This is a genomic window from Gordonia sp. HS-NH1 (assembly GCF_001418765.1).
GTDB lineage: Bacteria > Actinomycetota > Actinomycetes > Mycobacteriales > Mycobacteriaceae > Gordonia.
The window spans coordinates 52,957-72,773 of record NZ_LIYC01000014.1 but is presented as its reverse complement, the minus strand read 5'-3'; the positions used below and the strand labels follow the sequence as shown (position 1 = coordinate 72,773).

Annotated in this window: 19 protein-coding genes; 5 read left to right on the top strand and 14 right to left on the bottom strand. The window is 69.1% G+C overall.

The genetic code is table 11. The features are described 5' to 3' along the window. Nucleotides 1-309: 309 nt before the first annotated feature. Together AMD30_RS12160 and AMD30_RS12155 are read right to left on the bottom strand one after the other, a co-directional pair. Nucleotides 310-1,890 (bottom strand): FAD-dependent oxidoreductase, encoded by a 1,581-nt coding sequence (locus tag AMD30_RS12160; protein WP_055475813.1) that lies wholly within the window; start codon nucleotides 1,888-1,890, stop codon nucleotides 310-312. Further along, nucleotides 1,887-2,672: an FAD:protein FMN transferase gene (locus tag AMD30_RS12155; RefSeq protein WP_231632697.1), complete on the bottom strand. Its 786-nt coding sequence runs from the start codon at nucleotides 2,670-2,672 to the stop codon at nucleotides 1,887-1,889. The genes AMD30_RS12160 and AMD30_RS12155 overlap by 4 nt, the downstream gene beginning before the upstream one ends. Here AMD30_RS12155 and AMD30_RS25425 point away from each other — a divergent pair. Beyond that, nucleotides 2,602-2,751: a hypothetical protein gene (locus AMD30_RS25425; RefSeq protein WP_231632700.1), complete on the top strand. Its 150-nt coding sequence runs from the start codon at nucleotides 2,602-2,604 to the stop codon at nucleotides 2,749-2,751. The two genes, AMD30_RS12155 and AMD30_RS25425, sit on opposite strands and share 71 nt — an antisense overlap. Before the next feature lie 19 nt (nucleotides 2,752-2,770). Here AMD30_RS25425 and AMD30_RS12150 read toward each other — a convergent pair whose 3' ends face one another. The 3 genes from AMD30_RS12150 to AMD30_RS12140 all read right to left on the bottom strand — a co-directional run bounded on the left by AMD30_RS12150 (nucleotide 2,771) and on the right by AMD30_RS12140 (nucleotide 5,681). Further along, entirely contained in the window at nucleotides 2,771-3,319 is a 549-nt protein-coding gene (locus AMD30_RS12150; RefSeq protein ID WP_231632696.1) for an FMN-binding protein, read from the bottom strand. A gap of 68 nt (nucleotides 3,320-3,387) precedes the next feature. Beyond that, complete coding sequence (locus tag AMD30_RS12145; RefSeq protein ID WP_055475811.1) at nucleotides 3,388-5,124, bottom strand: substrate-binding domain-containing protein; 1,737 nt, start codon at nucleotides 5,122-5,124, stop codon at nucleotides 3,388-3,390. 119 nt (nucleotides 5,125-5,243) lie between these two features. Then, the gene (locus tag AMD30_RS12140; protein WP_010843575.1) at nucleotides 5,244-5,681 is read right to left on the bottom strand and encodes a type II toxin-antitoxin system Rv0910 family toxin; all 438 of its coding nucleotides are present in this window, start codon (nucleotides 5,679-5,681) and stop codon (nucleotides 5,244-5,246) included. On the opposite strand from AMD30_RS12140, the gene AMD30_RS12135 reads away from it, so the two are divergent. Beyond that, nucleotides 5,659-6,279, top strand: a complete 621-nt coding sequence (locus AMD30_RS12135; RefSeq protein WP_055475841.1) for a DNA-3-methyladenine glycosylase — start codon at nucleotides 5,659-5,661, stop codon at nucleotides 6,277-6,279. The two genes, AMD30_RS12140 and AMD30_RS12135, sit on opposite strands and share 23 nt — an antisense overlap. 3 nt (nucleotides 6,280-6,282) lie before the next feature. Here the strand turns inward: AMD30_RS12135 and AMD30_RS12130 are convergent, their stop codons facing one another. The 3 genes from AMD30_RS12130 to AMD30_RS12120 are packed head-to-tail and all read right to left on the bottom strand — an operon-like array spanning nucleotide 6,283 to nucleotide 10,288. Next, nucleotides 6,283-6,555 carry an antitoxin gene (locus tag AMD30_RS12130; RefSeq protein ID WP_055475810.1) on the bottom strand — a complete coding sequence of 91 codons (273 nt, stop codon included), beginning with the start codon at nucleotides 6,553-6,555 and terminating at the stop codon, nucleotides 6,283-6,285. Nucleotides 6,556-6,608: 53 nt separating this feature from the next. Next, on the bottom strand, nucleotides 6,609-9,107 hold the full coding sequence (locus AMD30_RS12125; protein WP_055475840.1) for an HAD-IC family P-type ATPase: 2,499 nt from the start codon (nucleotides 9,105-9,107) through the stop codon (nucleotides 6,609-6,611). Next, nucleotides 9,104-10,288, bottom strand: coding sequence for an MBL fold metallo-hydrolase (locus tag AMD30_RS12120; RefSeq protein ID WP_055475809.1), 1,185 nt, complete (start codon nucleotides 10,286-10,288; stop codon nucleotides 9,104-9,106). The genes AMD30_RS12125 and AMD30_RS12120 overlap by 4 nt, the downstream gene beginning before the upstream one ends. A 194-nt stretch (nucleotides 10,289-10,482) precedes the next feature. Between AMD30_RS12120 and AMD30_RS12115 the strand changes: the two genes are divergently transcribed. Genes AMD30_RS12115 through AMD30_RS12105 form a run of 3 tightly spaced genes read left to right on the top strand, consistent with a single transcriptional unit; the run spans nucleotide 10,483 to nucleotide 13,695 of the window. After that, nucleotides 10,483-11,106, top strand: a complete 624-nt coding sequence (locus AMD30_RS12115) for a TetR/AcrR family transcriptional regulator (protein WP_055475808.1) — start codon at nucleotides 10,483-10,485, stop codon at nucleotides 11,104-11,106. Further along, complete coding sequence (locus AMD30_RS12110; RefSeq protein WP_055475807.1) at nucleotides 11,090-12,376, top strand: alanine racemase; 1,287 nt, start codon at nucleotides 11,090-11,092, stop codon at nucleotides 12,374-12,376. The genes AMD30_RS12115 and AMD30_RS12110 overlap by 17 nt, the downstream gene beginning before the upstream one ends. Then, nucleotides 12,373-13,695: a D-arabinono-1,4-lactone oxidase gene (locus AMD30_RS12105; RefSeq protein WP_442902699.1), complete on the top strand. Its 1,323-nt coding sequence runs from the start codon at nucleotides 12,373-12,375 to the stop codon at nucleotides 13,693-13,695. Before AMD30_RS12110 ends, AMD30_RS12105 begins: the two co-directional genes overlap by 4 nt. A 10-nt stretch (nucleotides 13,696-13,705) precedes the next feature. Here AMD30_RS12105 and AMD30_RS12100 read toward each other — a convergent pair whose 3' ends face one another. The 6 genes from AMD30_RS12100 to AMD30_RS12075 are packed head-to-tail and all read right to left on the bottom strand — an operon-like array spanning nucleotide 13,706 to nucleotide 19,798. After that, the gene (locus AMD30_RS12100; protein ID WP_055475805.1) at nucleotides 13,706-14,173 is read right to left on the bottom strand and encodes a nucleoside deaminase; all 468 of its coding nucleotides are present in this window, start codon (nucleotides 14,171-14,173) and stop codon (nucleotides 13,706-13,708) included. After that, nucleotides 14,170-15,150 carry an ornithine cyclodeaminase family protein gene (locus AMD30_RS12095; RefSeq protein WP_055475804.1) on the bottom strand — a complete coding sequence of 327 codons (981 nt, stop codon included), beginning with the start codon at nucleotides 15,148-15,150 and terminating at the stop codon, nucleotides 14,170-14,172. Before AMD30_RS12095 ends, AMD30_RS12100 begins: the two co-directional genes overlap by 4 nt. 37 nt (nucleotides 15,151-15,187) lie before the next feature. Then, the gene (locus AMD30_RS12090; protein ID WP_055475803.1) at nucleotides 15,188-16,114 is read right to left on the bottom strand and encodes an ABC transporter permease; all 927 of its coding nucleotides are present in this window, start codon (nucleotides 16,112-16,114) and stop codon (nucleotides 15,188-15,190) included. Further along, nucleotides 16,111-17,262 carry an ABC transporter permease gene (locus tag AMD30_RS12085; protein ID WP_084817250.1) on the bottom strand — a complete coding sequence of 384 codons (1,152 nt, stop codon included), beginning with the start codon at nucleotides 17,260-17,262 and terminating at the stop codon, nucleotides 16,111-16,113. Before AMD30_RS12085 ends, AMD30_RS12090 begins: the two co-directional genes overlap by 4 nt. Then, nucleotides 17,262-18,803 carry an ABC transporter ATP-binding protein gene (locus AMD30_RS12080; RefSeq protein WP_014925791.1) on the bottom strand — a complete coding sequence of 514 codons (1,542 nt, stop codon included), beginning with the start codon at nucleotides 18,801-18,803 and terminating at the stop codon, nucleotides 17,262-17,264. Before AMD30_RS12080 ends, AMD30_RS12085 begins: the two co-directional genes overlap by 1 nt. Before the next feature lie 11 nt (nucleotides 18,804-18,814). Continuing rightward, entirely contained in the window at nucleotides 18,815-19,798 is a 984-nt protein-coding gene (locus AMD30_RS12075) for a BMP family ABC transporter substrate-binding protein (protein WP_055475802.1), read from the bottom strand. Between the last annotated feature and the right edge of the window lie 19 nt (nucleotides 19,799-19,817).

Genomic DNA, 19,817 nt, shown 5'->3' with positions numbered 1-19,817 from the left:
ACTGTTCGAAAATTTGCGTCCACGTCAGCACTACTGAAGGGCAATCTGCCCTTCGATCGACCTGAGGAGGACGAAACTTCATTCGACCGAGCAGTCGCGACTGCCAAGCCCCCTCACTACTCGCGAAACAAACGCACAGTCAACGAGAATCAACGGGATGCCGCCTGTGGCGATCAGGCGGATGAGCCGGTACCGATCGCGGTCGATGAAATCTACTGCACAGTCAACGGTTCGCGAATCGGAGGTGTTCGCCTCCACCGAATCGGGCAGGGTGGGTCTCGACGTCGTCGGCAGGAGTCTCGCAGGGATTCAGTACCCGGAGAACGAGTCGGCGTGCACACGCCAGGGCTGGGTCCTCGTGGAACCGTCGAGGCGGCGGATCGCCGCGGACGTCCGTTCGACGAACGCCGGTGTGCCGGACACGTAATAGTGTGCGCCGGCCGCGACGGGACCGAGCAGGTCTTCGAGCCGGGCCGGATCGTCGATGCCGTCGGCCAGCTTCGGCGCGTCGACGGTCACGACGCGCGCGTTCGCCGCCCGGGCGCTGTCGAGATCGTCGGCGTAGACCGCGCGTCGGTGATCCCGCAGGACGTGCACGACCGTCAGACGGGAGAGATCCCCGTCCGACACCGTCTGCACGAGTTCCCGCACCATCGACACGAACGGCGTGATCCCGATCCCGGACGCGATCAACACGACCGAGCCCGTCGACGGAAATGCCCGGGGCAGCACGAAGTCCCCGCCGATGTTGTCGACGTAGGCGCGGCGCGCGGTCCCCTCGACCAGTGCCGCCTTGTACGCGGACGGCGTCGCGGCGACGGTGAAACCGAACTCCACCGGTTGCTGCCGGGGTGCGGACACGAACGAGAAGACCCGCCGCGAACCCGACCACACCGGCGCCGACCATCGCGGCACGCTGACGCTCGACCACTGCCCCGCTCGGAACGATGCAGGGGCACCGACCGGTTCACCCCGCACCGCGTAGGTTCGGTCGGCGACCGGGAGGGTCACCACATCGAGCGGCACCCGGCGCGCGGTCCCCGACACCAGCCGGACGGCGAAGGCGTACAGACATCCGACGAGCAAGGCGACCTCGGGCACGAACGCCAACGTGTACGCGTCGGTGATCGCGACCGTGTACTGGCAGTGCATGAGTGCACCCACCAGGGCCGCGTAGACGAGCCGGTGGATTCCGGTGGCGGGCGAGGTGAGCGGTTCGGGCAGCATGATGGCCGCGACGAACAGCATCGGACTCGACACGATCCACGTCGACAGGTCCTGCCCACCCCGCACCAGCTCGACGAGGCCGATCGTGACGAGCGAGGCACCGATGAACACCAGAGCCATGCGCCACTCGCGGATCAGCGTCACGACGATCGCGCCGACGACGATCATCGGCACGAGAAGCGGTTCGGCGGCCACCCACCAGAAGGGAAAGCTGATGCCCTCGACACCGGCGTAGGCCAACGCATAACAACCGATCGCGCCCGCGACCGCGGGATTGACGATCAGCCGACGACGCCACGCGAGAACGTATTTCGACGCCGCGGCGATCGCGGCGCCCACCGCCACCGTGGCCACTGCGGTGTCCTCGGAGCCACCGGGCAGGACGAAGAACAGGATCAGTCCCGTGATCAGCCACGAATCGGAGTTCGGCGGCACCCGCAGCACACCGGCACATGCATAGCTCACCACCGCGCTGACCCCGACCGCGACAGCCAGCCACACCGCGAGGTCGCCCGGGCCGTAGCCGAAATCGGAGTCGGTCGCGGACACGACGAAGGCAGCCGCCGCCAGCACCACCAACCCGCACAGCACCGCCCGATACGGGGTCAGGTGTCGCCGGGTGGCATCGATCGGCGAGAGAAGCTGCGGCAGAAGCGTTGTCACAGGAACAACTCCAATCCGGGGATCGCGGTGTGCTCGACACTCCCGTTGCGTCGGATGGTCACGTGGTGGAAACCCTCACGGTGGTGGTCGAAGTCGCCGCGCAGAAACGCCGCCGGCGTGAAGAACAGCGCCGTCGCGAGGCCGTCGGCCTCCATCGCCGTCGGCGCGATCACCCAGGTCGCCAGGACTTCCCGTGCGGGCGAGGCGGTTCGCGGGTCGACGATGTGATGCCAGTCGGCCCACACCCGCCGGTTGCTCGCCGACGCGCAGATCGCGCCACCGCCGACGGACACGACCCCGATCGCCTTCGTCGGGTCCGACGGATGTTCCAGCGCCACCCGCAGCCCCCGGGAGCGCGGCGAGATCACCATGTCGCCACCGGCGTCGACCACGAAGTCGTCGAAGCTCTCACCGACGATCTCCGCCACCCGATCGACCGCGAATCCCTTACCGGCGGCACCGACGTCGAGCAACGCCGGTTCGCGGATCTCCAGTGCGCCCTCGTGCTCGCCGATCACGGCGTCCCAGGCCGGGGCCACCGGCACCCGCGCCGATGCGCGCAGCGAGTATGCCGCGTCATAACCCGCGTCGGCGAGCGTCTGACCCACCAGCGGCGACACGGCACCGCCGGTGAGGTCGTAGAGACGGCGATACCAGTCGACGAGCGGCTGGTCGGTGTCGGCGATCGGGTATCGGCCCGCCCGCCTGGCCATGTCCGCGACCGTCGAATCGTCCCGGAACCGTGACCACGCCCGGTCGATCCGGTCGATCTCGGCGCCCACCGCGCCGACGACGTCGGCGGGCAGCGGCTCCGGGGTGCTGATCGTCCACCGGGTGCCGATCGCCTCGAAGGCCCAGTGATGCGCGGTGCCGAGGGAGGTCAGGCCTGGGCCTCTTCCTTGATCTGGGCGATCGCGTCGTTGAAGCCGCCGGAGGTGAGGGACGAGCCGGACACCTTGTCGACCTCGATCTCGTCGATGTTCTTGCCCACCACCACGTCGGAGATACCGCCCGCGAACTTGCCCTGGTACTCCAGCGACGGACCCTTGGTCTGGCTCGTGTCCACCGACACCGCGGTGATGACCGAGTTCGACAGAGTGACAGTCACGCCCACACTCTGCGGGCCACCCGGCGAGGTGTACTCACCCCGCGCGGTGTACTCGCCGTCCTTGTACTCGCCGGAGCCGGCGTCGGCGACCTCGGTCGCGGCCGAAGTGGCCGCCGTGGTGCCGGTGGTCGACTCGCCGGACCCGGAGTCCTCGGACGAACACGCGCCCACGACGAGCCCGGCCGCCGCCATCGCCGCGACGATGCCGCCGGTGCGGGCCAGGGCGGACGAGCCCCGGGACGGTCGGGTCGGACTCGGGGACACCGAGTGGGTCAGTGTGCTGGGTGCGAGGGTCTTGGGCGTCTCTGGGGTGTGCGTCATGCACCAATTGTGCCGAGTGCGCGCCCAATAGTCCCGGCGACGGCCGAGGTACCCGCCGACGCCGGGTCTCAACGGCCGGCGGCCGCGACCCTCGCCTGGATGGCGTCGACGAACACGGTGCGGATGTCGGCCGCGTTCTCCGCGACGTAGGCGGTGCCACCCGTGGCCTCCGCGATCTGTTCGAGCGCATCGGAATCCGCGTCGTCGGAGATGCCGATCGTCAGCACGAGCACCGGACGCGCCGGATCCTCGAGGCGCTTCAGCTCGGCGAGGAGATTGTCGAGCGTGATGCTGTTCGGGTCCTCGTTCTGTCCGTCGGTCATGATGATGACGCTGTTGGAGTAGTTCGGGTCGTAGGTGTCCTGCACCCTCTTGAACGCGGCGAGGGTCGTGTCGTACAGGCCCGTTCCGCCACCGAGATTCGACAGTCCCTCCTCGACGGCCCGGCTGAGTGCGTCACGATGTGTGCCGCTGCCCGAGCGGGCATCGAGGCGACGAATCGGTGCGAGTTCCACCCAGTCCTGACCGGGTCCGCCCTTGTCGACGCTGAAGGCCCAGCCGCCGATCATCGTGTTGTTCGGGAAGAGCTTGAGCCCGGTCTGCGAGGCGTCGATGAGCAGACCCGCGCGGGTCGTCCCGCCGGCCGCCGTCTCCATCGATCCCGAGGTGTCCTGCACGACCAGCGAGCGGATCGGCACGCCGAGGACCTGCCACTGCCGCAGCGCCTTGTCGACCGACGACGGGTCGCGCAGTTCGAGTTCCTTGACCGGCTGCCCGACACCGTTCCCGTCGGCGTCGCGGTATCCGGAGTCGGTCAGCGCCGCTCGGCCGGCATCGGTCTTCAGCGCGGTGACGAGCGCCGTCCCCGCGTCGGCGGCCGCCTGCTGACGAGCCGCAGGTGCAGTGTTGACCAGCGGGTAGTCGAGCATCACGGTGCCCGCCGCAGGGATCGTCGACGTCAGCTGAGAGCCCTGATGGGTCCGCATGAAGAGGTCGAACTGCTGCTCGGTGGTGACCACCGGGACGCCGGAGGTGTTGGCGAGGTTGAGACGTGTGCCCTCGTTGTCGTTGGCGAGGCGCGCGTTGTTCTGCTGGATGGCGAGGATGGTCATCGCCTCGGTGAAGTCCTCGTCGGCGAGTTCGCCGGCGTCGACCGCCGCGAGCGCGCCGATGATCGGCGCGTCTCCCGTGCTGGTGTCCACGGGGCTGCCGGTCCGCAGATCCGGCAGTTTCATGACCTCCACCCAGGTGCCCAACTCGGGCACGTCGGTGCCGGCCACGACAGTCGGGGTCGACGCGATGGACGGCGACACCATGTCGAGTTCACGTCGCACCTGGGTCGTCACCCGGCGGGCCTGTACCTGCGAGTCCGCGACCCAGAGGTCCGGAGCCGCAGCGCCCTGTGTGAGCAGCCCGGGCACGTCCGCACCGGCGACCGTCTGCACGTCGTAGTCGAAACAGGAATCCGCCGACGCCTGACGCGCCACCTCACGCAGCGGACCCGTCATCGCCGAGTCCGACGCGACGGCCAACCGGGTACGTTCACCGCAGCCATCCGAACTCGTCTGCCAGATGATGACGCCGGTGACCAGAGCGACGACGACCAGCAGGACGGCACCCGCCCACAGCCATCCGCCGCGACGGCCCCCGTCGGGCTCGCGATGGTCGAAACCGAAATCGTCCTCGGGTTCTGACCGGGCATTGTTCGACGGAGACTGGGCACGACGCGGGACCGCCCCACCCGTCCGCTCGTTCCCGTTCCACTCGTTTCCGGCGCGATCGGCACCGGAGCTGTGACGCCCCATTGTCTTCTTCCCCGTTCCCCTCGTACGGCGGCCTGCAGACCTGCCTCTCGCGTGGTCACCGCCCGACGCATCGACGCATCGGCGGCCGCGCCCGCGAACCTCACACGGTTACGCGTGGCTCAGCCGAACACCTCGCGGAACTTCAGCAGCGACTTACGCAGATCCCCCGACACCGCCATGGCCGCGGTCTTACCCACGGGCCCGATCAGCGGCAGCCCACCCAGATCAACAGTGAAGGTTACTTCCGATCCGCTCGAAGTGGGAGCGATGCCCAGATCCAGCTTGGCCTTGACCCCGCCTTTGCCGTTTCCCTTGAGGCGGACATGGGAGACCGGCTCGAACTTCTCGACGACCCAGTCGAAGCGGACGCGCGTGCCCTTGACCTTCACGATCGACGAGATCTCGGTCCCCTTGCCGAGCTCGGCGGCCGCCGGAATGGGGCTACGCCACGTCTCGTGGATCACCAGCCATTCGCCGTACCGCGAGAGATCCGATGCCGCGGCCCAGGTATCTTCCGGTGACAGATCAACGCCGATGGAGTCACTCGTCTTCGCCATGACCCAAGAGAGTAGTGCCCCCGCCTCCGCCGCCGAACAGGCACGTTCGTTGCTGGGCTCGCACCTGACCGGGCACGGTGTGACGATCCGCCTGACCGAGGTCGAGGCGTATGCCGGTCCCGACGACCCGGCGTCGCATGCCTACACCCGAACGGCCCGCTCGGAGATCATGTACGGGCCGCCGGGCCGGCTGTATGTCTATCGCATCCACGGCCACCATTGCGCGAACGTCGTCGTCGCCGGTCCGGGACCCGCAGCTGCGGTGCTGCTGCGCGCGGGTGAGGTGCTCGACGGCGCCGACGTGGCGCGCTTCCGACGCGGTGTGACCCGCGTCGGGCCGGTCCCCGACGGTCGGCTCGCGAGCGGCCCGGGCAATCTGTGCCGCGCCCTGGGGATCACGATGGCCGACCTGGCCACCGATCTCACCGACCCGTCGAGTCCGGTTGTCCTCGAGCCGGGCACGCCCGGCCCTCGAGAACGCGTGGTCGCGGGTCCGCGGGTGGGCGTCCGCCGGGCCGCCGATCGCCCGTGGCGGTTCTGGATCGACGGGGACCCGACGGTGTCGGCGTATCGCCGACACCCGCGAGCAGAGCTCTGAGGACTACTTCTGCGGGTGCTGGGGGTTCTGGGGCTGCGGGCTCTGCTGACCCGGCAGCGGCTCCCCGGGGTTGGTGGGGTTGGTGGGCGGATTCTGCTGACCCGGGTTCTGCCCTGGCGCGCCGACTGCCTTGCGCACCGCGTCCTGCGCCTTGTCGACCTGACCCGAGTACTTGTTCTTGGTGACCTTGTCGAGGGCGTCACCACCCTTTTCGATCAGATTCGGGTTCTTCTGCAGCGTGGCCCTGGCCTTGTTGACGAGTCCCTTGAGATCCATCGCGTCTCCTCTGATCGACGTGCCGGACGTCTTCCGACAGCTTGCCGCCGATTCTATCCGTCGGACGCGACAGCACTGCCGTGCTGCGCGTCGTCCCCGTGCGCGGCGATCCACCTTGGCGCCACCCGCGAGACGACCTCGACGCACACGATCCCGACTGCCGCCGAGACCAGGGCCACCGAGTTCATCCCCCAGTTCGAGGAGTCGAGCCGGAACAGGTCCTGGGTGAACGGCCACGCGAAGATCAGCACGTACGCGCCGGCCGAGACGGCCAGCAGCACGAGCTTCCACCAGTTGTAGGGACGGGCGACCACGGCAAGCACGTACACCGCGATCGCGATCAGCGTCATCAGCGCCGCTGTGGCGGCCTGCGTCTGCGCCGGCGAGAGGTCGACGGCGTCGCCCCCCATCTCGACACCGGTACCGCCCGGGTTGACGAGCAGGTAGGTCACGAAGGTGCACAGACCGACGACGACGCCGTTGGGCACCGCGCTGAGCAGCACCCGGCGCACGAAACCGCGGCGGGCCCGCTCGTTGTTGGGCGCGAGCGACAGCACGAACGCGGGGATCCCGATGGTGAACCATGCCGAGATCGTCACGTGTATCGGCTGGAACGGATAGCTGAGCGGATCCGACCCGAACACCGCGCCGAGCAGCCCGCCGACTCCGACGAACAGCGCGAGCAGGACCGCGTACACGGTCTTGGTGAGGAACAGGTTCGAGACGCGCTCGATGTTGCCGATCACCCTACGGCCCTCGCCCACCACATACGGCAGGGTGGCGAACTTGTTGTCCAGCAACACGATCTGTGCCACCGACCGGGCCGCGGAGCTACCCGATCCCATCGCGACGCCGATGTCGGCGTCCTTGAGCGCCAGGACGTCGTTGACGCCGTCACCGGTCATCGCGACGGTGTCGCCCCGCGACTGCAGCGCCTTCACCATGGCGCGCTTCTGGTCGGGCCGCACCCGGCCGAACGTGACGCCGCGTTCGACGACGTCGGCGAGTTCGCCTGTCTCGGCGGGCAGCTCACGCGCATCGACCGACTCTTCGGCCGATCCGAGGCCCAGGGATGCGGCGACGGCGCCCACCGACCGGGCGTTGTCCCCGGAGATGACCTTCACCGCGACATGCTGCTGTCCGAAATAGACGATCGTGCCGCGCGCATCGGGCCGGACCCGTTGTTCGAGAACCACGAGGGCCACCGGGGAGACCGTCCCCGGTGCGACCTGGCCAGGTGCGGGTTCGGTGTCGACGGGCACGTCGGTGCACGCGAGCAACAGCACGCGGAGCCCGGCGGCGCCGATGTCGGACGCCAGGCGGGCCGTCTCGCCCTCCGGATCGAGCAGGACGTCGGGCGCACCGATCAGCCAGTGCCCGCTGTCGTCCCCGGCCGGCGCGCCGGAGCCGTTCCCGCGGAACGACATCCCGCTCCACTTGGTGGCCGAGGTGAACGGTTTGATGGCCGTCACCGTCCAGTCCGGAGCGACCGGGTGGGCTTCGGCGACCGCGATCATGCTCGCGTTGGGGCGTGGGTCATGGGCGGCGAGCGCGGCCAGCACCTGGGCCACGGTCTCGCCGGGTACCGCCCCGAGGGTCCGCACCTCGGCCAGCCGCATCCCGTTCTCGGTCAGGGTCCCGGTCTTGTCCGCGCAGACCACGTTGACGCGCGCCAGTCCCTCGATGGCCGGGAGCTCGTTCACCAGACACTGTCGCCGGCCCAGGCGCACGACGCCCACGGCGAAGGCGATCGAGGTCATCAGGACCAGCCCCTCCGGGACCATCGGCACCAGCGCGGCGACCATGCCCAGCAACGACCGCCGCAATCCGTTGTCGCTGATGAAGAGCTGATTGACGATGGTCAGGATCCCGGCCGGGATCAGCAACCAGGTGATGACCCGCAGGATCTGGTCGATCCCGGAGCGCAGTTCGGAGGAGACCAGGGTGAACTTCGACGCCTCGGCGGCGAGTTGCGCGGCGTAGGCGTCGGCGCCGACTTTGGTGGCGCGATACGCGCCGCCGCCGGCGACCACGAAACTGCCCGAGAGCACCTCGGCACCCGGGTCCTTGTCGATCGGGTCGGCCTCGCCGGTGAGCAGCGACTCGTCGACGTCGAGCGCGGTCGCCTCGATGACCTCGCCGTCGACGACGATCTGGTCGCCCGCACCGATCTCGATGATGTCGTCGAGCACCACCTCATCCGGCGGCACCTCGGTCACCGTGCCGTCGCGCCGTACCCGGGGTCGGGTCTGGCCGACGATGGCGAGCTTGTCCAGGGTCCGCTTGGCGCGGATCTCCTGGATGATGCCGATGCCCGAGTTGGCGATGATCAGCAGCCCGAACAATCCGTTGATGAGCGAACCTGTGAACACGACGATCGCGAACAACACCCCGAGGATCGCGTTGATCCGGGTGAAGACGTTCGCGCGCACGATGTCCGACACACTGCGACCGGACCGGTCGGGCAGCGTGTTCACCTGGCCGGCGGCGACCCGCTGTGCGACCTGGGCCGCGCTGAGACCGGGACTGGCGACCGGAGTCGGCACGCTCACGCCGAGGCCTCCCACCAACCGGGTTGTGCCATACCGGTACCGGTCCGGTGCGTCAGGTCGATCGAGCCACCGGGCTGCGGCACCAGGATCGTCGGCGAGTCCGGCCGGGTCTCCGCCTGCAGACGTGCGATGGGCTCTCCCCACGGGTGGCGCGCGAGGTTGAACGTCCCCCAGTGGATGGGTACGAACACCGAGTCGGATCCCGAACCGGGCGAGACCATCCGGTGAACCGAGAGGGCCTCCTCCGGGTTCACGTGGATGTCGGGCCACATCACGTCGTAGGCCCCGACGGCGATGAGGGTGAGATCGAACGGGCCGAGTCGGGCGCCGACATCCTCGAAACGTTCACTGTGCCCGGTGTCCCCGGAGAAGAAGACCTTGTGGTCTCGGCCCGCGATGGCCCAGCTGCCCCACTGGGTGAGGTTCCGCTCCAGCCTGCGGCCGGAGAAGTGCCGCGCCGGACCGCAGGTGAACCGCAACTCGCCCGCACCGGTCGGCACGACGACCTCGTCCCACCAATCTGCCTGCCGGATGCGGTCTTCGGCGATGCCCCAGGAAGCGAGGTGCGCGCCGACCCCGATCGTCGTGACGAACACCGCGTCGGGCTGGGTGTCGGCGATGGCCGTGACGGTGTCCATGTCGAGATGGTCGTAGTGATCGTGACTGATCAGGACGACGTCGAGCGGCGGCAGCTGCGACGGCGACACGGGCGCCGCGTGCATGCGCCCGGGACCGACGAGCCGGCTCGGCGAACAGCGATGGCTGAGCACGGGGTCGGTGATGATGCGGGCGCCGTCGATGTCGACGACGGCGGTGGCGTGCCCGAGCCAGGTGATGGCGAGGTCGGCGGGCGCGTCGAACCGCGGGACCGTCACCATGATCGGTCGGCGTGGCCGGCCGGGCCGCCGGGCCATGTCGGTGAGGACCTGCAGGCTCGGATCGACGACCGACGGGGGTTCCGGGTTGACGAAGGCGCCGTCGAGCTGGTGCGGGCTCCCGAGCACGTGCGGCGCTATCTGCTCCCGGGAGGCGCCGAGCGCGCGGGCGGGGCCCAGTCCCTCGGCGGCGAGCCGCCCGACGACGGCATCGGCCACCGCCACGCCCGCCGAACCCATCCGCGCGAGGACATCGCGACGCAGGTCGGTCGCGCCTTTTCTACCGGTCGTGGAGGTCACGTTCACACAGTAGTGCGTCCGGCGGATTCCGCCGGGAGGACGAGACCGCGGTCATCTGGGCGCACCGGCCGGCCGCCCACCGGTGTGATCTGCGATTTCTTCCGCGTGAAGCGCATTGTGTGCCTCACCGGCACTGATAGGCTGCGGCGAGCATTGTCCACCGTGCATGCGCCGGCGCATGTGGTCAGAAAGTCACCGAAGTGGCACGGATGTCCGTCGACCAACGTCGAAGCGCACTCATCGAATCGGCGTACCGCGTGATCGCCGATCACGGGGTGGAGGGCGCCACGACTCGTCGTATCTGCGCCCACGCCGGCATGCCTCTGGCGAGCTTCCACTACGCCTTCGAGAGCCGCACCGCACTGTTGTGTGCGGTGATGGAGACGGCCGTGCCCACCGACATCGAGCGGATGCTGCACACCGTTCTGCCGGCGGCGGAGTACGGACCGATGCCTGACAACGACGCGATACGCGAGAGCATGCAACGCCAGTTCCATGCGTTCTACGATCTGCTCAAAGCCGATCCGGGCCGCATGCAGGCGGCCATCGCACTCGGGATCTACGCCCACAACCACCCTGAACTGCAGCAGGTGGGCAAACACATGTACGAGCAGCTCTATCGGGTGTCTTCGGAAGGCTTGCGGACGATCGCCGAACTAACTACGGCGGTCTGGACGACGCCCGTCGAGGAACTGGGCCCGCTGATCATCGCGGCGACCAACTCCATCACCCTCGTCTACCTCAGCACCGCCGACGACAAGGTCGTCGACGCGATCATCCGCTCCATCACCGATCAGCTGATGACCCATGTCAGATTCGACTGACGGTGTTCCGACGACCGGGAGCCGGACCGCCCTCGACGTATGGGCACGCGATCCCGGCGCCCACTGGGCCGCGATCGATCAGGCTGTCGCCGACGCCGGGCTCGACGCGCCGGTTCTCGTCCTGGACCGTGCGGCTCTCGAACACAATGCCGCCGATCTGATCCGACGATCCGGGGGCGTCCCGATCCGTCTCGCGAGCAAGTCCGTCCGGGTCCGGTCGGTCATCGAGGACATCGTCGGGCGCAACGGCTTTCACGGGGTCCTCGCCTACGATCTCGCCGAAGCCCACTGGCTCGCCACGCAGTCGGGGATCGGCGAGGTGCTGATGGGTTATCCCAGCGTCCGACGACATGCGCTGGCCGCCTTGGTCACCGACGAGGTCGCGACGAGCCGGGTGAGCCTGCTCGTCGACTCCGTCGACCAGCTCGACATCATCGATTCCGTCGTCCCCGCCGGTGCCCGTACACCGATCCGCGTCGCCATCGATCTCGACGCGTCGTACCGCGTGCTCGGCGGGCGGGTACACATCGGTGTTCGCCGATCGCCGGTGCACTCGCGCCGAGACGCACTCGAGCTCGCCCGAGCCATCGTGGCGCGGCCCGGTTTCGACCTCGTCGGGGTCATGTCCTACGAGGCGCAGGTGGCCGGGGTGGCCGATGCGGTGCCCGGCAAGGCGTTGGCCAACCGCGCCGTCCGCGCGATGCAGCGCCGCTCGATGGCAGAGTTGCGGCGGCGCCGGGGCAAGGTGATCGCGGAACTGCGTCAGATGGCGGATCTGGAGTTCGTCAACGGTGGCGGCACCGGGTCCCTCGAGGAGACGGCACGCGACCGCGCGGTCACCGACATCGCTGCGGGCAGTGGGTTGTTCGGCGGCCATCTGTTCGACGGATACGAGCGGTTCCGTCCCGCGCCCGCACTGTCCTTCGGTCTCGATGTCGTCCGTCGTCCGGCTCCCGGCATCGTGACCTGTGCCGGTGGCGGCTGGATCGCGTCCGGCCCACCCGCCGCCGACCGGCTGCCGAAACCGGTGTGGCCGACCGGACTCGCCTACATCGGCACCGAGGCGGCCGGTGAGGTGCAGACCCCGCTGCGGGGTGTGACCGCCGACGACATCGCCGTCGGGGACCGGGTGTGGTTCCGGCACACCAAGTCCGGCGAGGTGTGCGAGCGGGCTCGCGAGGTCGCGATCGTCGATCGGGACGACGCCGGGCGGGCCACGGTGAGCGAGGTCGTGCCGACCTATCGAGGAGAGGGCAAGTGCTTCCTGTGAACGGGACCACTGCGCGTTCGACACCCGCCTGGCGCAACTGGGGCGGTACCACCGGATGCACACCCCGCCGCGTCGAGAGCCCGGCGAGTGCAGCCGAGGTCGCCGACCTCGTCCGCGAGGCCGCCGCGCGCGGCGGCACGGTCAAGACCGTGGGCGCGGGACACAGCTTCTCCCCCATCGCCGTTGCCGACGACGTGCAACTCGAGCTGTCCGGACTGCGCGGCCTCGTGGGCGTCGACGATCGGCGCGTGACGCTGCGCGCGGGGACCCACCTCCACGAGATCCCGGGACTACTGGCGCCGTTCGGACTCGCGATGACCAACCTCGGCGACGTCGACCGTCAGACCATCGCCGGCGCGACCTCGACCGGGACCCACGGCACCGGTCTCGCCTTCGGCGGCATCAGCACCCAGATCGTCGGTGCGACAATCGTCACCGGCACCGGGGACATCGTCACCCTCACCGCCGACGACACCGACCTGAAGGCTGTCGCGCTCGGCCTCGGCGCGCTCGGGGTCCTCGTGGAGCTGACCATCGAGTGTGTGGACGAGTTCCGGTTGCACGCCGTCGAGGGCCCCGAGACGGCCGACGCGGCGATCGCCTCTTTCCACGAGCGCGTCGCGAGCACCGACCACCACGAGTTCTACCTGTTCCCGCACACCAACTGCGCCCTGGTCAAGACGAACACCCGGGTCGGCGCCGACGCTCCCCTCACCGGTCCCTCACGCATCAGGCGCTACATCGACGACGAGTTGCTGAGCAACAAGACGCTCCGCCTGCTGTGCGAGATCGGGGCGCGCGCACCCAAGCTGGTACCGGCGATCAACGGTGTCACCGGTCGCGCACTCTCCGCGCGGGAGTTCACCGACACCTCCACCGGCGTGTTCGTCTCCGACCGCGACGTCCGGTTCCGGGAGATGGAGTACGCCGTCGACCTCGCCGCCGTGCCGGAGGCACTGACCGAGATCCGCGCGCTCCTCGACCGGCGCGATTACCTCGTCAGCTTCCCCATCGAGGTCCGTGCCGCCGCCGCGGACGACCTCATGCTGTCCACGGCCTCGGGCCGTACCAGCGGCTACATCGCCGTACATCGCTACCATCGTGACGATCCCGCCGACTCCGACGCCTACTTCGCCGACGTCGAAGCCATCCTCACCGGCCTGGGCGGCCGGCCGCACTGGGGCAAGATGCACACCCGCGACGCCGAGCAGCTCCGCGCCGTCTATCCCCGATTCGACGAATTCTGTGCGGTGCGTGATCGATACGACCCGTCCCGGGTGTTCGCCAACGAGTACCTGCGCCGGGTGCTGGGAGACTAACGCCGAGACGCTAACCGGCGTACCGCGACATCACCGGCAACGCCTCCTCCTCGAGCCGCGGTCCGTCCACGACGATCGCGGCGTCGCTGGACGCGATCATTTCCGCGCAGGACAGCCGGAAGTGCGGACCGTCCGGGATGACCGAGGTGAACGCCGCGGTCGACGCGGCGAACACGATCCGGCCGACACCCGCCCACACGCATGCCGCGGCACACATCGGGCAGGGCTCCCCGCTCGCGTACACGGTCGCGCCCGCGAGTCGTTCGCCGTGCCCGTCGGCGATCGCTCGGCGAAGTGCGACGAGTTCGGCGTGGGCACTGATGTCCCCGGAGGAGCTCACCTCGTTGCGCCCCTCGGCCACCGCGACGTCGTCGACGACGATCACGCTGCCGAACGGTCGGTTGCCTCTCTCGCCGGCCTCACCGGCCAGTTCGATGGCGCGCCGCAACAACTCTCGTTCCCGCTCGGAGATGGTCATCCGGCCAGCTCCACCCGCGTACCGACTCCCTGCTCCAGCGCCGCGTCGACCAGCAACCGTGCCGTCACGAGGTCCTGCAACCCGATCCCGACGGAGTTGAACAGGGTGATCTCCTCGTCGTCCCTCCGCCCACGGGAGGGTTGGACGATCACGTCGCCCAGTTCGACGGCGATGTCGTCGGCGGCCAGGTGGCCCTCCTCGATCGCGAGCAGGACGTCGCCGGATTTCGCCAGCGCCGTCGAGCGGCTGTCGACCACGACACGAGCGGCGGCCATACCCGCGCCGTCGACCTCCCGATGATCGGCTCTCGGCGGCGCACCCACCGCGTTCAGGTGCAGGCCGGCGCGGAACCACGCGCCGTCGACGATCGGCTCGCGGGAGGGCGTGAGGGTGCACACGATGTCGGCGGTCGAGACCACGTGGCGCGGTGAATCCGCAGACTCCACATCGAGATCGAGGTCGGCGATCGCCGTGCGGAACCGATCCACCGTCTCGATGCTCCGCGACCACACGAAGACCTTCTCCAGCGGCCGGACCCGCGCGATCGCCCGGGCGTGCTCGACCGCCAGCGCGCCGGCACCGATCAGGCCCAGCACCGCGCTCGACGTCCGGGCGAGATGAGCGGTCGCGACGGCGCTCGCGGCGGCGGTGCGAACCGCGGTGATCAGCCGCCCGTCGATCACCGCCTCACATTCACCGGTGTCGGCGGACATGAGCAAGATCGTCGACCGTTGCGCCGGGCGACCCGACTCGCGGTTGAATGGCATGTCCGACAGCATCTTCACCGCGCTGGCCCGGTGTCGGCGGGCCGATGCCGCCATCGGCAGCACGGTTCCCCGGTCGATCGGCAGCATCGCCGGCGCGGGGTTGGTGGCCGAACCGGTCGACAGGTCGATGTGGGCCTGCTCGACCGCGGCGGCGACAGCCGCACGGTCGATGAGGGCGGTGACATCGGAGTGGGTCAGGACGATGGCCATGGGGAGGGCCTCTCTCTCGCAGGTGGTTTCGGGCGCGTCAGACACGGCCGACGTAGGGAACGGTGAGGCAGGACGGCGCCTTGCGGCCGCCGACGAGGCCGGCGACGGCGACGATCGCGATGATGTACGGGAGCATCACCAGCAGCGCGAACGGGATGTCGACCCCGAGTGCGGGTAGCGCGAACTGCAACGCGCGGGCCACTCCGAAGAACAGGGCGGCGACGACGATTCCGGTGACCTTCCAGCGACCGGCGATCACCGCGACGACGGCGAGATAACCCATGCCCGCGGTCATGTTCTCGCTGAAGGACCGGACCTCCGACAGTGCCAGCTGCGCACCGGCCAGTCCGCCGCTGCCGGCCGCTATCATCACGCCCAGGACCCGAATCCTGTTGACCGCCAGTCCGGTCCAACCCGCCGAGGTCGCATCCTCGCCGACCGCGTCGACGCGGATGCCCATCATGGTCCGGCCGGAGAAGAGGACGGCGAGGCACACGACCACCACCAGGCACAGATATCCGAGCAGGGTCTGTCCGAACAGTGCCGGGCCGACGACCGGAAGGTCGCTCAGGACGGGGATGTGGACATCGTCGAAAGCAGGGATGTTGTTGCCCTTGCCGTCGGCGAGCAGGATGCGCGAACCGAAGGTCGTGAGGCCGAGCGCGAGCGCGTTCGCCGCCACACCGATGACGATCTGGTCGGCTCGGCACCGGACGCTGAGCACTGCGTTCATCACTCCGAAGACGAGTCCGGCGCCGATTCCGGCGAGGACGCCGAGGACCGCGGAGCCGGTGGTGACGGACGCGAGGACGCTGGTGAAGGCACCGCACAGCATGATTCCTTCCATGCTGAGGTTGAGGACGCCGGCTCGTTCGCTGATGGACTCGCCGGTGGCGGCGAGTAGCAGGGGAATCGCGAATGCTGCCCCGCTGGTGAAGATCTCGGTGATCATCGTGGCGTTCATGCCGGCGCCTCTTCGGTGGTGGTCGAGTCGCCGGCGCGTGTGTCGGCGGCTGCGGTGGGCTTCGTCGCCGGCCCGGTCGATGCCCACCAGGCGGTGGCGGCGATCAGGATGATGAGCACGCTCTGGACCACCGTGATGGTCGAGGACGGGACGCCCGCCTCGAGTTGCAGGTTGATGCCCCCGGAGACGAGGAACCCGAACAGGAGGGAGACCCCGGCGACCGCGATCATCGACCCCCGGGCCAGCAACCCGACGACGAGCCCGCTGAAACCGAACCCGGAGGAGAATCCTTCGGCCAGCACGAACGGTGCAGTCGTGACGAGCAGACCGCCGGCCAGACCGGCACATCCGCCCGCAGCGGTGAGACCGAGGAACGCGGTGCGGTCGATGGGCACGCCCAACCGCGCCGCCGCCGACGGCGACAACCCCACGGCCCGCAGCCGGATTCCGACGGCGCTGTGCCGCAACATGATCCCCACGATCGCGGCGAGCACGACGGCGAGCACGATCGCGATCGTGGCCGGGTTCTTCGCCAGGCCCAGGAGTGGGAGATGCGTCGAATCGGTGAGGGACTCCGACTGCGGCAACGTCTCCGACGACGTCATCGGCTGCCGCAACAGACCTTCCTCGTGCACCATCAGAACCACCATCGCCAGTCCGACGAAGTTCAGCAGCAGGGTGGTGATGATCTCGCTGGCGCCGCGCCGGACCTTGAGCCAGGCGGCGATCGCCGCCCACAGGGCTCCGCCGAGTACGGCCGCGGCCAGCGTCAGCGGGATCGCCAGCACCGGCGGGACACCCGCCGGGAGGGACACCCCGACCGCCGTCGCGGCGATGCCGCCGAGGCAGATCTGCCCCTCGCCGCCGACGTTGACGAGTCCGGCCCGGTACGCGATGGTGAAACCGATCGCGACCAGCATGAGTACCGCGGCGCTGTTCATCGAGGTGCCCACCGCGAACGGTGATCCCAGCGTGCCGTCGATCAGTGCCTGGATCACGGTGGCCGGATTCGCACCGGCCGCGGCGGCGAGCGCGAGGCCCACCACCGCCGCGATCACGACGGCGCCGAGTCCGACGATGACGGGGTTTCGGGGACTGATGGTCGCTGTCGACAGACGCGACCGCATGAGTGTGTTGGCGGTGTCCATCATTCGACTCCGGTGAGTAGGTTGCCGATGGTGCGAGCGGCTTCTGGCGATCGGGCGTCGACGGAGCCGTGGAGGGCACCCCGGTAGGCGACGACGATGCGGTCGCACACCGCCAGCAGCTCGTCGAGCTCGCTGGAGGTCACGAGGACGGCGGCGCCGTCGTCGGCGGCCGCGCGCAGGCGGTCGAGGACGAACGCGACAGCGCCGACGTCGAGTCCGCGGGTCGGTTGCGCGGCGACCACGACGCGCAGTCCGGGCGTCGTGAGTTCTCTTGCGAGGACCACTTTTTGCTGGTTTCCGCCGGACAGACTGCCGATCGGTGCATGCGGACCGGGTGCGCGGACGTCGAACTCGCTCATCGCGGTGCGCCCGTCGGCCATCATGCGGGACCGGTCGAGCAGCCCCCACCGTCGGTAATGCCGCAACCGGGGCATCGCCAGGTTCTCGGCGATGCTCATCGCGCCGATCATGCCCTCGGCGTGCCGGTCTTCCGGGATCACCGCCAGGCCGGCGCGCGTCCGGCGTGCCGGCGTGGCCGCAGTCAGATCCTCGCCGTCGATCGTCACGGTTCCCTGGTCCGGCCGTAGGGCGCCCGACAACACCGAGGTCAGTTCGGACTGGCCGTTGCCCTCGACACCGGCGATGCCGACGATCTCGCCGGCGCGGACGTCGAGGTCCACGCCTGCGAGCGCGACGCGACCGTCCTGGTGGGTCACCCGGACACCGTTGACCTGCAGGCAGATCGGCGCGTCCGGTACTCGTGACCGGGCCGGCCGCGCGGCGTCGCGGAGCGGTGTGGCGTCGCCGAGCATCATCTCGAGCAGTTCCTCGCGACTGACGTCGGAGAGCGGTCCACCGCCGACGACGGTGCCGGCCCGCAGCACGGTGGCCTCATCGGCAACGCGCGCAACCTCACCGAGCTTGTGGGTGATCAGCACCACGGACTTCCCGGCCGAGGCCAGCGCCCCACACGTCTCGATGAGCGCGTCGATCTCCGCCGGGTCGAGGACGGCTGTCGGTTCGTCGAGCAGGATGAGGCGCGGGTCGGTCAGCAGCGACTTGACGATCTCGACACGTTGCCGCGCACCGACACTGAGGTCCTTCACCATCGCGCTCGGGTCGACCTTCAGACCGTAGTCGTCGGCGATCCGATCGAGGTCGCCCTGCAGGCGCCGCAGCGGCGGCCGGAAACCCCCGGAACCGAGGACGAGGTTGTCGGCAACGGTCATGGTCGGTATCAGCGAGAAGTGCTGATGCACCATGGCCACCCCGGAATCGATGGCGTCGGCCGGGCCACGCGGACGATATTCGTCGTCGGCGAGGATCATCCGGCCGCGGTCGGGCGACACCGTGCCGAAGATGGTGTTGCACAGGGTCGACTTGCCCGCACCGTTCTCACCGAGAATGCAGTGCACCGAACCCGCACGGACCGACATGGTCACGTCGTGGAGCGCGCGGACCGTACCGAAGGTCTTCGCCACCGAGTCGAGCGTGAGCAGCGAATCCGCGCCTGCCACTGTGATATCCGCGGTGTTCGTCATCGTCGTCGGCCTCAGTACGGCGCGACGGAGCCGTCGGCGATGGCAGTTTTCGCGCGCTCGACCGCTTGCGCCACCGCCGGATCGGTCGAGCACACGACGTAGTCGGTGCCGCCCTTGTCACTGGTCAGACCGAACGGGACCTGCGCTGCTTCCCACGTGCCGTCGAGGACCGCTCGCACCGCGTACTCGACCTCCGCGCCGATGTCGGTCTTGACGTAACCGCTGTACACCGGGTTGGTGCAGTCACCCGGGATGGGACCGCCACTGATCTTGTTACCGGTTTCGCTCGCGGCCTGCTCGATGCCCTGCTTGCCGAGGTTCACGATCTGGCTCAGCACATCGGCGCCACCGGCGTAGGCGGCCGCCGCCGCCTGCTTGGCCTTCGCCGGATCGTTGAAGTCGCCGACATATTGCGGCGCGAGAACCCTGACACCGGGTTTGATGAACTCGGCGCCGTTCTCGAAGGCCTTCGCCGCGTTCACGATCGCGGGGAGCTCGACGCCGCCGACGAACCCGATCGTGCCGGCCTTCGATGCCGCCGCCGACGCCGCCCCGGCGACGAACTCGGCTTCGGCCTGCTGGGGGTCGTAGTATGCGAGGTTCTCCATGGGCTCGGCATCGGCCGGGCCGCCGATCTCGACGAACGTCACGTCCGGGAACTGCGGCGCGACCTTGCGCAGGTCGGCGTCGGTCTGCCCACCCACCGAGATCACCAGTTCGTTCTCGGAGGCGAACCGCTGCAGGGCCTGCTGATAGTCGGCGGTCGCGACCTGCTCGACGTAGCTGATGTCGACCTGATCGCCGAGCTCCTCCTCGATCCGGTTGTAACCGGCGTACGCCGACTCCATGAAACCGGTGTCGTTGACCGAGCCGGGGAGGAAGACACCGACGGACAGTGTGCCGTCGTCGGCCCCCGAGCCGGAGGACCCGCAGCCGGACACCCCGAGTGCGAGCGCGCCGGCAGCGATCAATGCGATGGGAAGGGTACGTTTCATGGATCTCTCCTGGTCGGGA